This window comes from Blautia sp. HCP3S3_C4, assembly GCF_052064095.1.
Classification (GTDB): domain Bacteria; phylum Bacillota; class Clostridia; order Lachnospirales; family Lachnospiraceae; genus Blautia_A.
This window is the reverse complement of the sequence record NZ_JBQHWF010000009.1, coordinates 44,959-58,989: the sequence shown is the minus strand read 5'-3', so window position 1 is coordinate 58,989 and position 14,031 is coordinate 44,959. Positions and strand designations below refer to the sequence as shown.

The following is a 14,031-nucleotide window of genomic DNA, read 5'->3' as shown; positions in this document are numbered from 1 at the left end:
ATAACAGAGAATAAAAAAGATTTGTTTTATAGAAAAGGAGATCAGAAATCAGATGAAATTTACAGAAGGATATTGGGAAAAAAATGAAAGAGCCAACGCGTCCTATGCATCTCAGGCATTTACAGCTGAAGCAATTCCGGGAGGAATGAGAATTGTTTCTCCATTCCGGCAGATCACAGACAGAGGCGGTGCTCTGGATGTAGGAACTATCACTACAGAATTTACTTCTGCACGTAAAGACATTATCAGTGTGAGAAGCTATCATTATGAAGGCTATGTAAAGGGTGAGCCCAGATATGAGCTGAATGAGGATCCGCAGGAAACAGAGGTTGAGATCACAGAAGAGGAAGCTGTGATGAAAGCCGGAAGAATGACAGTAAGAGTAGATTTAAAAGACTTCAAGATCACATATGAAGCAGACGGAAAAGTTCTTACAAATATCGGATTCCGTAACCTTGGATATATGCAGTATGACAGAGCGGTACTGACCAAGTTCCCGGAACCAAACTATATGGCAGCTCAGTATCAGCCATATATGGTAACAGAACTTTCTCTTGACCCAGGGGAATGTGTATATGGACTTGGTGAGAGATTTACAGCATTCGTAAAGAACGGACAGGTAGTGGATATATGGAATGAGGATGGCGGTACAGCTTCCCAGATTTCTTACAAAAATATCCCGTTCTATGTGACCAGCAAGCATTATGGTGTGTTTGTTGACCACAGCGATAATGTATCCTTTGAAGTTGCCAGTGAGAAGGTTGAGAATGTAGGATTTTCTGTAAAAGGGGAAGAAATCCGTTATCATGTGATCTATGGTGATGACATCAAAGGTGTAATGGAAACATATACAGATTTGACAGGTAAACCTGCACTGCCGCCTTCATGGTCCTTTGGATTATGGCTGTCCACATCTTTTACAACCAACTATGATGAAGAGACCACCAATTCCTTTATTCAGGGAATGGCAGACAGAGATATTCCGCTGAGTGTATTTCATTTCGACTGCTTCTGGATGAAAGAATTCCACTGGTGCGATTTTGAATGGGATTCCAGAATTTTCCCGGATGTACCGGCAATGATGAAGCGTTATAAAGAAAAAGGTCTGAAGGTATGCGTATGGATCAATCCATATATTGCACAGGGAACAGCATTTTTCAAAGAGGGAATGGAAAAAGGATATTTGTTACAGCGTGCAGACGGAATGGGTGTAAAACAGATCGATAACTGGCAGCCGGGAATGGGACTTGTAGATTTTACAAATCCGGATGCAGTAAAATGGTATCAGAATAAGCTGAAAGGTCTGCTTGATATGGGTGTTGACTGCTTCAAGACAGACTTTGGTGAGAGAATCCCTGTAGATGTGAAATATTATGATGGATCTGACCCTGTTTCCATGCATAACTATTATACATACCTTTATAATAAGGCTGTATTCAGTCTTCTGAAAGAAGTAAAGGGAGAAGGAGAAGCTATCCTTTTTGCAAGAAGTGCTACAGCAGGCGGACAGCAGTTCCCGGTTCACTGGGGCGGTGACTGCTCTGCAACCTATGCTTCCATGGCTGAGAGCTTAAGAGGCGGTTTGTCCTTTACCTTATCAGGATTCTCTTTCTGGAGTCATGATATGGGCGGATTTGAAATGACAGCGGCCCCGGATGTGTACAAACGCTGGCTGCAGTTTGGTCTCCTTTCCACACACAGCCGTCTCCACGGATCCAAGAGCTATCGTGTACCGTGGCTGTTTGATGAGGAAGCTGTAGATGTTTGCCGTAAGTTTACCAAACTGAAATTGAGATTACTTCCATATCTGTATTCTATGGCTGTGAAATCACACAGAACCGGTATTCCGTCCATGAGAGCAATGATCATGGAGTTCACAGATGATCCTGCTGTGAAATATCTGGATATGCAGTATATGTTAGGTGACAGTATTCTGGTAGCTCCGATCTTCAATAAAGAGAGCCATGTAGAATATTATCTGCCTAAGGGAAAATGGACTCATCTGTTAAGCGGAGAAGTAAAGGAAGGAGGCAGATGGTATGAAGAAACTTATGACTTCTTCTCACTGCCTGTATTCGTAAGAGAGAACACTCTGCTTTCTATAGGTGCAGTAGACACTACTGTTGATTATGAACTGGAAAAAGATGTACAGATTCAGGTTTACGAACTGAACGGAACTGGTTCCTGTGAAGTAGTAACAAATAAAGGTGAGACAGCATTTGTGGTAAATGCAGCAAGAGAAGAAAACAAACTGATTCTGGAAACAACCAAAGAGAATCCGGGAATGACATATCTTCTCAGAAATATTCATGATGTTTCTGCAGTTACAGGTGGCAGTGTAGTGAAGGATACAGAAGATGGAATGATTCTGGCACCGGAAGGATGCAAGATGGAGGTTACAATCTAGGCATGAATAAAAACAGATTGCTTCAGAAGGAGGAGTGCGTAATCCGCAACTCCTTCTGGAACCGTTATATTGATTTGGTAAAAAATATGGTAATTCCCTATCAGTGGGATATTTTAAATGACCGAAGAGAGGATGCTGAGCCCAGCCATGCCATTGACAATCTGAGAATTGCCGGTGGCAAAATGAAAGGGCATTTTTATGGACAGGTATTTCAGGACAGTGATGTATATAAATGGCTGGAAGCAGTAGGCAATATCCTGATGCTGGAGAGGGATCCTGAGCTGGAGGAAAAAGCAGACGCTGTCATTGATCTGATCGCAGAAGCCCAGGAAGAGGACGGTTATCTGGATACTTATTTTTCCATTGAGGAACCGGATAAAAAATGGACGAATGTACTGGAATGCCATGAGCTCTATTGTGCCGGACATTTTATTGAAAGTGCAGTATCCTATTACAGGGCAACAGGAAAGGAGAAAATCCTTCAGATTGCTTATAAACTGGCGGATTATCTGGACAGAGTTTTTGGCCCTGAGGAAGGTAAGCTTCATGGCTATCCGGGACATCAGGAAATAGAGATTGCCTTGTTAAAGCTCTATGATCTGTCCGGGAATGAGAAATATTTAAATCTGGCAGGATATTTTATCAATACCAGAGGAACCAATCACTTCTTTGAGGAAGAATTTGAAAAGAGAGACCATGTCAGCTTCTGGGAGAAAGCCAGAACACCGGAACCAAACAGGTATTATAATCAGTATCCGTATAATTATTACAATCAGTTCCAGAGTCCGGTACGTCTGCAGAAAAAGGCAGTGGGACATGCAGTACGCGCTGTGTATATGTATACTGCCATGGCAGATCTGGCCGGAAAGACAGGAGATAAAGAACTGTTTGCAGCCTGCCGGACAATCTGGGATAATATTGTGAAAAAGCAGATGTATATCACGGGAGGAATTGGTGCCACTAATTCAGGAGAAGCCTTTACCAATGATTATGATCTTCCTAATGACACTAATTATTCAGAAACCTGTGCTTCTATTGGCCTGATCTTTTTTGCTCAGAGAATGCTGATGTCAGAGACTGACTCTGTTTATGGAGATGTGATAGAACAGGCACTTTACAATACAGTGCTTGGGGGAATGAATTATGAGGGCAATCGTTTCTTTTATGTAAATCCGCTGGAATCTGTGCCTGAGGTATGCAGAGACAATACCCAGCGCCATCATGTGAAGCCGGAACGGCAGAAATGGTTTGCATGTGCATGCTGTCCTCCTAATATTGCACGCCTTATCGGAGGATTATGGGATTATATTTATACAGCTTCAGAAGATCGGGTGAATGTACATCTTTATATAGCAGGAGATGGGAAAATCCAGGTTGGCGAAAGTATACTGAACATTACTCAGAATACTTCTTATCCGGAAAACGGAAAGATTAATTTCACAGTACAAAGTGATTCAGACCGTGAAATCGGACTGGCATTCCGTATTCCGGGATGGGCAGAACATTATACTCTGCGGCTGGATGGCAAAGAGATTACTCCGGATCAGGTGGAAAATGGGTATGCATTGATTTCACGCTGCTGGAAAAAAGCTGCTTATATTGAATTGGAATTTGACATGCAGCCACGTTTCATCTGTGCAAACAGAAGAATTCATTATGATCTGGGCAGAGCTGCGATCATGCGGGGACCTTTAGTCTACTGTCTGGAAGAGGCAGACAACGGAAAATATCTGGCAGAGCTGACAGTGGATACAGACGCAGGACTTACAGAAGAGAAAAAATCTGAGTTGGGAGGCTATGTGGCATTGAAGGCCAGAGGCAGCAGAACACAGGTACCTGATACGGATAAGCTTTACACTACCTACTGTGCTTCCAGAGAAAGTACAGAGCTTGTTGCAGTGCCTTATTATCTCTGGAATAACAGAGGAACAGGGGAGATGCAGGTCTGGATAAAAACAGGTTTATAATTTTTTAATTATTTTTATGAAAAAAGGGCTGGACAAATCAAAAGTCCGGCCCTATAATAAAACTCACCAGAGATCTTCTGGTAATCATATCCGCCGGTTCGGCGGGAAATTCCTATTTTTAATTTAAAATACAAAAGAGAAAACGGGCATAGATCATCTTATGTCTTTAAAGGGAAAATAGCGCATATTTACAGGATATGTGAAAAAGTGAGGTGATGCTGAATGATTTTAGTTACCTTTTTCCCGTAGTGATTGCCGGTACCGCAATGATCATGGATTTTCGGACGGCAAAGGTTGATAATGGATGGATCCTGTTCTCTATGTTTGTGGGATTTGTTCTTTGCATCCGGGAAAGAGGAGTTTCGGGAATCCGTTTTTTCCTTATGGGAAGCGGAGCTCCGTTGTTTCTGGCCGTTCTGTTTGTTTTTGGAATGCTGGGAGCTGGTGATATCAAACTTTTCTGTGCGCTGGGAAGCGTGATGGGTTTTTCTGAAATTCTGAAGTGTATCTGTATTTCTTTTATGATCGGAGCCTGCATTTCATTGGCTATTCTGATTTCTGAGCACAATTTCTGTGAAAGAATCCGATATTTTATAAGCTATCTTGAGAATACTGTAAAAAATAAGCAAATTCTTTCCTATGGAAAAAAAGATATTTCACTTCCTGAGAATTTTCATTTTACGGTTCCCATATTTCTAAGTGTTTTGTTGTATGCAGGAGGAATCTATTGAAGAAGAATATATTCGCAGTCTGTGACCTGGAGGTAGACTATGCCCTGAATTTCATGGACTATCTGAATCAGAAGAAGAATATTCCTTTTGAGATTCAGGCTTTTACAGCAGTAGAGAACCTGATCTCCTATGGAAAAAAAACACATATAGAGTTGCTGTTGATTTCCGGACGGGCTATGTGCCGGGAGGTTCGGGAATTAGATATCGGGAAAATCATTATACTTTCGGAGGGAGTACATCCTCCGGAGCTTGATCAATATCCCAGTGTATATAAATATCAGTCTTCTTCAGATGTGATACGTGAAGTGATGGAATGCTATGGAGCAGAAAAGAAAACAACACCTCAGTATAGGGTTTTAAAAAAGACCACAGAAATACTGGGAGTGTTTTCACCTCTGGGACGCTGCCTGAAAACCTCCTTTGCACTGACGCTTGGACAGATACTGGCAAAAGATAAGGCAGTTCTATATCTGAATATGGAAGAATATTCAGGGTTTGAAGAGCTGCTGGGAAAAGGATTTGCTCATAATCTGAGCGATCTTCTTTATTATGTCAGACAGGATAATCAGAATCTGCTTCACAAGATGAACAGTATGGTACAGACCATAGGCAATCTGGATTACATTCCCCCTGTGCAGATGCCGGCAGACATCAGGGGAACAGCCTGGCAGGACTGGGAGCAGCTGATTCAGATGATCACCACGGAAAGCTCTTACGAGGTGGTCGTACTGGATATGGGAAGTGGAATTGATGATAATTTTCAGCTTCTTGACCTGTGTAGAAGGATTTATATGCCTGTACTGTCTGATGCTGTCTCAATGTGCAAGATCGCGCAGTTTGAGAATCTGGTACGTATCTGGGACTTTCCGCAGATCCTGGAAAAGACAGTGAAAATAAAACCGCCCTTTCATATGGCTACAGCACCCTCTCCCAACTATATTGAACAGCTGATGTGGAGTGAGCTGGGAGATTATGTCAGGGAGATATTGAGAAAGGAAAGAGAATGAGCAGAGAAATATTTGGAAGGCTGCGGCAGATGCTGATGGAGCAGCTGGATCTTTCCAGAGAACTGTCAGATAAGGAAATCCTGGATGTGATCGATGAACTGATCCTGAATCAGACAGAAGGCATGAGGCTTGCATTAAAGGAGAAGGTGCGGCTGCGGCAGGAGCTGTTTTATTCTGTCCGCAAGCTGGATGTATTGCAGGAACTGGTGGAAGATGAAACTGTGACAGAGATTATGGTAAACGGCCCGGATACGATTTTTGTGGAGCGGGCAGGAAAACTGATGAAATGGCACAAAAGTTTTACTTCTAGAGAAAAACTGGAGGATGTAATCCAACAGATTGTTGGTAAGTGTAACAGAGTAGTAAATGAATCCATGCCTATTGTGGATGCCAGACTGGAGAATGGTTCCAGAGTTAATGCGGTCATCTATCCGGTGGCATTAGACGGACCAATTCTGACAATCCGGCGTTTTCCGGAGCATCCTATTACCATGGAGAAGCTGACCAGTCTGGGCAGTATTACTCCGGAATGTGCCGGATTTCTGCAAAAGCTGGTGCAGGCAAGATATTCCATGGTTATCGGCGGAGGTACAGGAAGCGGTAAAACTACTTTTCTGGCAGCTTTGTCGGAATATATTCCCCGAGATGAAAGAATCATTACCATAGAAGATAATGCAGAGCTTCGTATCAGGGGAATTGACAATCTGGTGCGTCTGGAAGCCAAAATGGCCAATATGGCAGGGGCAGCGTCCGTAACTATCCGTGATCTGATCCGGTCGGCATTGAGAATGCGCCCGGACAGGATCATTGTGGGCGAGGTGAGGGGAGGAGAGGCAATGGATATGCTTCAGGCTCTGAATACAGGGCATGAGGGCTCCCTTTCTACTGCCCATGCCAATAGCAGCCGCGATATGCTTTCAAGGCTGGAGACAATGGTTCTGATGGGTGTGGATCTTCCTCTGGAGGCAATTCGCAGACAAATTGCCTCAGGGGTAGATATCCTTATACATCTGGGAAGAATGCGGGATAGATCGAGAAAGCTGCTGGAAGTAACAGAGGTATGTGGCTTTGAAAAAGGAGAAATCCAGACAAGGCCGTTGTACCAGTGGCAGGAGGGAAAAGGGCTGGTAAAAACAGCAGATCTTCTGCATATGGAAAAATTGGAAAGAGCGGGGATTGAACTATGAAAGGGAAAAGAAAAGAACAAAGCTATGCAAAGAAGGATTATGATCATTACCATTTTTCATTGAAAGAGAGTGTGAAATATCTGGGACAGGCAGCTGCTTTATGTATGGCAGTAGATTATCTGTTTTACAGAAATGTATGGTTGCTTGTACTTATGGTACCAGTGAGTCTGTTTTATCTGAAATGGCAGCAGAGCCGATTGATCCGGGAGAGACGGAAAAGGCTGAATTATCAGTTTAAAGATGCACTGACATCTTTAAGTGTGGCAGTTCATGCCGGATATTCTGTGGAAAGTGCGGTGAAAGCCTGTACCCGTGATCTGGAACGGCTTTATGGAAGAGGTGCAGATGTGGTAGAAGAGTTTCGCTATATTGAAAGCCAGCAGCATGTCAGTGTACCTCTGGAGGAATTGTTTCTGGATTTTGGAGAGCGGAGCCAGGTAGAAGATATTGAGAATTTTGCATCTGTTTTTTACACAGCCAAGCGCACAGGCGGAGATATGAATCAGGTACTGCAAAAGGTGTCCAGGATGCTGGGAGATAAGATTGATGTAAAAAAAGAAATAGAAGCTACGCTGGCTGCAAAGAAATCGGAACAGATGATTATGAGCCTGATGCCTGCGGGAATCATTGTATATCTTCAGATGACTTCCCCTGGTTTTTTAAGTGTTCTTTATGGAAATCCCTTTGGAATTGCCGCTATGAGTATCTGCCTTGCTATTTATGCTGCTGCATATTGGATGGGCAGAAAAATCGTGGATATTGAGGTGTAATGACAGAGATGTGGGTACATATTGTTATATTTGTTATTATTCTGCTTCTGCTGCTGGGGTGGAGAATGAAGTGGATTCCTTCTTCCGGAATTGGCGGAAAAGAAGGAATCAGGCTATTCGCAATGGTAGCCGTTACAGGCAATCTTCTGGGGATGATGCTTACAGCCGGAAGCGGTGAACAGGTGTATTCACGGGGATATCGACTGGAAAAGGAGGATACGGGTTCATATGAGAAGAAGTTTGTGGTATCCGTGGATGGAGAAAAGACAGATACCCTGTATGTACAGATACCGGAGAAAGAGGTACAGGAACAGGAAGAACAGGAACAGACTCAGAAGCTGACGGCAAAGGAGCAGGAACAGAAGGACATCATGGAAGAAATTGCCCGTTATAATGAAGAAAAGGGAGATCCTGATTATTATTACCTGCCAGAGCAGTGGAACGGGAAAAAGCTTCAGTGGATAAGCCCTGCTGATACGTCCGGAAAAATGCTGACAGGAATATTTCTGATCGCTGCTATGATAGTGCTTGTAATGAAAGGCAGAGAAGAACAGGTTCAGCTCCAGAAAAGACAGGAAGAGCTTCTGATGGATTATCCGGGGCTGATCATGAAATTTACATTGCTGGTACAGGCGGGAATGACGGTCAGAAAAGCATTTCAGAAAATCGCCCTGGATTACGGAAGAAAGAAAAAATCTATAAAAAGGGCAGCTTATGAGGAAATCTGTGTAGTCTGTTATGAGATGGAAAGCGGTGTCTCCGAAGGAGAAGCTTATCGAAGATTTGGAGAAAGATGTGGACAGGTAAAATATAAAACTCTGGCTACGCTGCTGATCCAGAATCTGCAGAAAGGAAGCCGTCAGATGGCAGATATGCTGGAACGGGAGTCTGTGGAAGCCTGGGAGGAACGTAAACGAAAGGCCAGGGTGCTGGGAGAGGCAGCTGCAACTAAGCTGTTGTTTCCTATGATGCTGATGTTGATTGTAGTAATGGCAATCGTGATGATTCCGGCATTTCTTTCTTTTTATGGAGGTGCGTAGGAATCAGAGGGTGATGCCTGCAGAAAAGACGGAGGAAGAGTAGAGAAATGAAGAAACTGAAAGAATGGGTATGGGATTTTGTTAAGGAAGAGGATGCTGTGGGTGTAGTAGAGATTATACTCATACTGGTGGTGCTGATCGGCCTTGTAATTATATTTAAAGAGCAGATCACAAATTTGGTGAATAGTCTTCTTTCCAAGATAGCGAAACAAAGTAATTCTATCTGATGTACAGCAAGGAGGAGGTGCATTTTCTGTATGAGAAAAAAAGGAAGCGTTACCGTTTTTCTGACATTGATCCTCAGTCTGTTGTTGTCACTGATATGTGCAAGTATTGAGTCAGTACGCATGGCATCAGCCAGAACCCAGATCCTTAATGGTATGGATATTGGATTATATTCATTGTTTGGACAATATGATAAAGAGCTGCTGACAGATTATGATCTGTTTGCCCTGGATGGTTCCAGAGGAGGTGGGCAGCTGGATCTGGCTGCTGTCTGCGATGAACTGGAAGCTTATATGAATCCTGTATTGAAGCAGAACAGTCAGAAGCTTACGCTATGTCAAAGCGGATTGACAGGATATCGGCTGCTGACAGATCAGAAGGGAGAAGCATTTTATCAGCAGATTGTAGGGTATATGCAGGAAACACTGGGAAGTCAGGGGATACAGCTCCTCCTTGGCAGAATGTCAGAAAGACAGGAAAAAACAGCTCAGGCAGATCAGTCTGCAAATCAGGCACAATCAAAAGGGTCTATTGATCGATATGATTCAGAGATGAATCAGGCATCTGAAAAAAGTCAGCAGGCGGCTGAAGAAGCAGCCAGAAATCAGGAGCAGGGAGGGGAAGAGTTTGGAAGCGGAGATACACAGATCGTTCCACAGGCTCCACCTGCAAAAAATCCCATCACTATTATGAAAAGAATTATGAAAAGGGGAGTACTGGAATTAGTACTGCCAGGTGGAAATGGGCTGTCAACAAAGGAGATTGAGAAAGGAACTCTTGTTTCCGGGCGAGGTCTGCAGCAGGGTATGGAGATGCCGGATGGAATGACGGTTGAAAACAGTTATACTTCAGAAGTCCTTTTTCAGCAGTATCTTATGGAGCATCTGGGAAGCTATGCAGAGCCTTCTTCAGCCGGACTGGCATATCAGATGGAATATGTTTTCGGAGGGAAAGACAGTGACGAGGACAATCTGAAAGCAGTAGCATCTAAATTATTATTTATCCGGGAAGGAGTGAATTTTGCATGTTTAATGGCGGATAATGTGAAAAGATCAGAGGCTCAGGCGCTGGCAACAGCCATTGCGTCAGGATTTCTGGTTCCGCCGGCAGCTGTAATTATTGAGGCAGCTCTGATTTTGTGCTGGGCTTTTGCGGAAAGCGTACTAGATGTCAGGGAATTGTTTGCAGGGGGGAGGATCCCGCTGGTAAAATCCTCTGGGGACTGGCAGATTTCATTGGAAAACCTTCCTGATCTTATGGAAGGACTGGATTCTATGCGGAGAAATGACGAGAAGGGAATGTCTTATAAAGATTATCTGCAGGTGCTGGTTTTGACAGTATCCAAAGAAAAAAAGGTAATGCGTGCTATGGATATGATCGAGAATACAATCCGGGAGAAAGGAAGAAAGAATTTCTGTATGGATTCCTGCATTGTGGCACTGGAAGCGTTTGCTGATGTGAAGGAAAATAAAAAGAAAGATTTTCAGGTGATACGTCAATATTGCTATGAATAGTGAAAAGAGGTGCAAAAAGGTGCTTTTACAGAAAGAAAAGAAGAAAAGAAGAAATAAACTAAGTATAAGAAATGTTCTGAAAAAAGAAATAATCTATGAAAGGAGAAACCGCTCTCTAAGTTTTCGTACAAATCTGTTCTTTTTCCCCCCGAAAAAAAGATGTGAGCTTTCTGTAAAGGCATCTTTTTGCATCTCTGGCTGGCGTAGGGCCAGTCTGGCAGTTGAGACTGCATTTGTATTACCGTTGTTTTTTATGGGAATATTGACCATGATCTGCTTTATGGATATTTATAAGGTACAGACGGAGCATCTTAGTCAGTTATGTACAAAGGCGAAACAGGCCGGAATGTATGCGTACCTTACAGGAGAAAGCAGCGCGGAGGATATTACTCTGCCGGATATTTACAGCTATGAGCCTTTTGGCGGTCTGGTTCCCCTGCCAAAAGTTGTGATTTACAATCATGTAAAAGTGCATGCCTGGACAGGGAGAACTTTTGAAGGGGACAGTGGAAATGAAAGTACACCGGAAAAGATGGTTTATATTACAGAATCCGGAAGTGTATATCATAAGGATCCCGGTTGTAGTTATCTGAATGTTTCGTTAAAACAGATTCCCGGTACTTCTGTTTTGGCTGCAAATAATCAGTATGGAGAACACTATACTGCCTGTGAGACCTGCAGTAGAAACCAAAAGCCTGCAGGTGTGGTTTTTGTTACAGAGCAGGGAAATCATTATCATAACCTGGAGACATGCAGTGGCTTAAAACGCACAGTCAGGATGGTGAAGGAAACGGAAACTTCAGGGATGAAATGCTGCAGCAGATGCGGATGAAACTGACAGACTGCAGAGACAGAGTTGAGGAAGACATAAGTCATATCTAAGAGAATAGTTATAAATGATGGGAGATGAGGCGTAATTGTGAGAGAGTTTTGCGTGCTGGTCTTTTTGGGCCTGAATTCCTGGCTGGATATTAAAAAAAGAGAAATATCACTGGTACTGGCTGCCATGTTGGCGACAGCGGGAATGATTTGGACTGTGTACAGGGGAATTGTTTCTATAGAACGGCTTCTGCCCATAATGACAGGTGTTTCTTTTCTTGGAATAAGTGTCATTACCAGAGGGTCTATGGGAATGGGGGACGGATGGATCTTGCTTGCTCTGGGCACAGTCCTGATGCCAGAAGAATTTTTTTCCATGCTGTTTGCAGCTATGTTGATCAGCGCGGCATGGGCAGGTATTCTGCTGTGGTTATTTCGTAAAAAAGGAAATACGGAAATTCCGTTTGTACCTTTTCTGATGCTGGGATATCTGGGAAAATTGTTTTTGTGGAGGTAGGAATATGGTGGAAAAGATAAAAAAGGGAAGTTTTACAGTGGAAACTGCATGCGTTATGCCCTTAATTCTGCTGGTACTTTTTGGTACGATTTATCTGAGTTTTTTTGTCCATAACAGAGCATGGCTTACAGCGGCTGCCTATGAATCTGCATTGAGCGGGAGCATGGAAGGAAATAAGAAAAACGGACAGGTATATGAGACTGCCAAAATGTGTAGCGAGAAATTGGGAAGTACCGGATTTTTCGGAGCGGAAAACCTGACAACTCAGACCAATGTGGGAAAGGAAGTACAGGTTACCTATGATCTGGATACAATATCTGTTTATGGAGGACTGAACTGGCATATGAGAACAGAGGGCAAAGCCGAAATCATAGATCCTGTAAGTCATATCCGTAAGATCAGAGCTGCAAAAGCAGTACTTGAAGGAACGGGGGAGTAGGGTGAAAGCAGAATATAAAAGAGATATGAATCATAACTATCTGATTCTATATGGTGAGAAAGATATTAATACGGATTCTTATCAGGTTCGTATGCTGGTGGGGAACATTATACCTTCTCTTCTGAAATGCAGGATTCAGGGGGTGGATGGGAAATTTATGATGTATTTTGATATTACCTCAAAACAGGCGGTCAGCACCTTATATGAAGAGAAAAAAATGGGAATTGAAGATCTTCGGCTGATTTTTGGAGGCTTTGTCAAAGTTATGGAGGAAGCTGCGGAGTACCTGATCAATCCTGCACAGCTGGTTCTGAAGCCGCAGTATATTTTTGCAGACTATGAAAAAAAGGAACTTTTTTTCTGTCTGATGCCGGGATACGACAAAGATATTAAGGAACAGTTTCAGCTGTTGATTGAATATATACTGCCGAAGATTGACCATGAAGATGGTGAGGCTGTGGTCCTTGGGTATGGTGTTTACAGAAGAACTATGGAAAACAGTTTTCATTTGGAGCATATTAAAGAAGAATTATATCGTAAACAGAATAATAAAGAAGAAATAAAGACAGAAACAGAAAAAGATTCCCGGGAAATATCTGTACAGGAAACCGGGGAAGAAAACCTTATGCAGTCATCTGGAATGTCGGAGAATTTCTGGCGGGAAGACAAGGCAGAAAAAACAGACAGCCATAAATTATTTGGAAAAAAAGTGGCAGTATTTGTTTTGATATTGCTGGCTCTGGCAGGTGTTACCATGGCGATTTCCGGGGGATATCTTCCTCATCAGGATATAAGTGTTCTTTTGGGTATTGTGCTGGCAGGAATGGGTGGGATTATGCTGGCTGTAGTGATAATCCGAAAGGCAAAAGATGTTTATAAACAACCACAGAAGGAGAGCAGGGAAAAGTCACAGTTATCGGAAAAGTTTGTTCGGCCGCCGGTAAACGAAATATTGCAGGAGGGTTCAGATGATACTATAAAAATGATGATGGAGAAAAAAAGTCTACACAAGGAAAAGGAGGAGGATTTTGGTGAGACGGTGGTACTGTCTGCAGGAGTTGTTTCGGGACCGGCAAGTCTGGTGAGCAGAGAACCCGGAGAACTGGCTCCTATCTATCTGCAGGAGGAACTGACAGTGATAGGAAAACTGGAAAACGCCTGTGATGCAGTGATCGATCTGCCTACAGTAAGCCGGATTCATGCCAAAATAAGGAAAAGAGAGGAAGAATATTATTTATCTGACATGAACTCCAGAAACGGGACGATTGTGAACGGAAGACTTCTGCTTCCTGAGGAAGAATATCGGCTGCAGGAAGAGGATGAGGTAGATTTTGCCCAGGCAAGATATATATTTTTGAAATAAGATTGAAAAATCAGGATTTTTTGATACAATTTATATGATGAGGGA

At 43.0% G+C, this 14,031-nt stretch carries 13 protein-coding genes; all 13 read left to right on the top strand.

Going from position 1 to position 14,031, the window contains the following annotated elements; genetic code table 11:
- Positions 1-52 precede the first annotated feature (52 nt).
- Positions 53-2,407 carry an alpha-xylosidase gene (yicI, locus tag ACTNC6_RS09635; protein ID WP_441043957.1) on the top strand — a complete coding sequence of 785 codons (2,355 nt, stop codon included), beginning with the start codon at positions 53-55 and terminating at the stop codon, positions 2,405-2,407.
- Positions 2,408-2,409: 2 nt separating this feature from the next.
- Complete coding sequence (locus tag ACTNC6_RS09630; protein ID WP_173742655.1) at positions 2,410-4,374, top strand: glycoside hydrolase family 127 protein; 1,965 nt, start codon at positions 2,410-2,412, stop codon at positions 4,372-4,374.
- A 215-nt stretch (positions 4,375-4,589) separates the two neighbouring features.
- On the top strand, positions 4,590-5,105 hold the full coding sequence (locus tag ACTNC6_RS09625) for a prepilin peptidase (protein ID WP_441043956.1): 516 nt from the start codon (positions 4,590-4,592) through the stop codon (positions 5,103-5,105).
- A complete protein-coding gene (locus ACTNC6_RS09620) occupies positions 5,102-6,112 on the top strand; it encodes a hypothetical protein (RefSeq protein ID WP_173742653.1) in 1,011 nt (336 codons plus the stop codon). The genes ACTNC6_RS09625 and ACTNC6_RS09620 overlap by 4 nt, the downstream gene beginning before the upstream one ends.
- Positions 6,109-7,299, top strand: coding sequence for a CpaF family protein (locus ACTNC6_RS09615; RefSeq protein WP_441043955.1), 1,191 nt, complete (start codon positions 6,109-6,111; stop codon positions 7,297-7,299). The genes ACTNC6_RS09620 and ACTNC6_RS09615 overlap by 4 nt, the downstream gene beginning before the upstream one ends.
- The gene (locus ACTNC6_RS09610) at positions 7,296-8,069 is read left to right on the top strand and encodes a type II secretion system F family protein (protein WP_173742651.1); all 774 of its coding nucleotides are present in this window, start codon (positions 7,296-7,298) and stop codon (positions 8,067-8,069) included. The genes ACTNC6_RS09615 and ACTNC6_RS09610 overlap by 4 nt, the downstream gene beginning before the upstream one ends.
- Entirely contained in the window at positions 8,069-9,109 is a 1,041-nt protein-coding gene (locus ACTNC6_RS09605) for a type II secretion system F family protein (protein WP_441043954.1), read from the top strand. The genes ACTNC6_RS09610 and ACTNC6_RS09605 overlap by 1 nt, the downstream gene beginning before the upstream one ends.
- A gap of 47 nt (positions 9,110-9,156) precedes the next feature.
- Positions 9,157-9,336 carry a Flp1 family type IVb pilin gene (locus ACTNC6_RS09600; RefSeq protein ID WP_019160529.1) on the top strand — a complete coding sequence of 60 codons (180 nt, stop codon included), beginning with the start codon at positions 9,157-9,159 and terminating at the stop codon, positions 9,334-9,336.
- Between the two features lie 30 nt (positions 9,337-9,366).
- Positions 9,367-10,848, top strand: coding sequence for a DUF5702 domain-containing protein (locus ACTNC6_RS09595; RefSeq protein ID WP_441043953.1), 1,482 nt, complete (start codon positions 9,367-9,369; stop codon positions 10,846-10,848).
- Positions 10,849-11,116: 268 nt separating this feature from the next.
- Complete coding sequence (locus ACTNC6_RS09590) at positions 11,117-11,680, top strand: hypothetical protein (protein WP_441043952.1); 564 nt, start codon at positions 11,117-11,119, stop codon at positions 11,678-11,680.
- 87 nt (positions 11,681-11,767) lie between these two features.
- A complete protein-coding gene (locus ACTNC6_RS09585; protein ID WP_173742647.1) occupies positions 11,768-12,184 on the top strand; it encodes a prepilin peptidase in 417 nt (138 codons plus the stop codon).
- Between the two features lie 4 nt (positions 12,185-12,188).
- Entirely contained in the window at positions 12,189-12,623 is a 435-nt protein-coding gene (locus ACTNC6_RS09580) for a TadE family protein (protein WP_441035876.1), read from the top strand.
- Position 12,624: 1 nt separating this feature from the next.
- Positions 12,625-13,986 (top strand): DUF6382 domain-containing protein, encoded by a 1,362-nt coding sequence (locus ACTNC6_RS09575; RefSeq protein WP_441035878.1) that lies wholly within the window; start codon positions 12,625-12,627, stop codon positions 13,984-13,986.
- Positions 13,987-14,031: the final 45 nt, after the last annotated feature.

What these genes read in the sequence shown, in the direction of transcription:
- ACTNC6_RS09610 (WP_173742651.1), top strand. Translation starts at nt 7,296, where the DNA reads ATGAAAGGGAAAAGAAAAGAACAAAGCTATGCAAAGAAGGATTATGAT.
- ACTNC6_RS09630 (WP_173742655.1), top strand. Translation starts at nt 2,410, where the DNA reads ATGAATAAAAACAGATTGCTTCAGAAGGAGGAGTGCGTAATCCGCAAC.
- yicI (WP_441043957.1), top strand. Translation starts at nt 53, where the DNA reads ATGAAATTTACAGAAGGATATTGGGAAAAAAATGAAAGAGCCAACGCG.
- ACTNC6_RS09580 (WP_441035876.1), top strand. Translation starts at nt 12,189, where the DNA reads ATGGTGGAAAAGATAAAAAAGGGAAGTTTTACAGTGGAAACTGCATGC.
- ACTNC6_RS09625 (WP_441043956.1), top strand. Translation starts at nt 4,590, where the DNA reads ATGCTGAATGATTTTAGTTACCTTTTTCCCGTAGTGATTGCCGGTACC.
- ACTNC6_RS09605 (WP_441043954.1), top strand. Translation starts at nt 8,069, where the DNA reads ATGACAGAGATGTGGGTACATATTGTTATATTTGTTATTATTCTGCTT.
- ACTNC6_RS09595 (WP_441043953.1), top strand. Translation starts at nt 9,367, where the DNA reads ATGAGAAAAAAAGGAAGCGTTACCGTTTTTCTGACATTGATCCTCAGT.
- ACTNC6_RS09600 (WP_019160529.1), top strand. Translation starts at nt 9,157, where the DNA reads ATGAAGAAACTGAAAGAATGGGTATGGGATTTTGTTAAGGAAGAGGAT.
- ACTNC6_RS09590 (WP_441043952.1), top strand. Translation starts at nt 11,117, where the DNA reads ATGATCTGCTTTATGGATATTTATAAGGTACAGACGGAGCATCTTAGT.
- ACTNC6_RS09615 (WP_441043955.1), top strand. Translation starts at nt 6,109, where the DNA reads ATGAGCAGAGAAATATTTGGAAGGCTGCGGCAGATGCTGATGGAGCAG.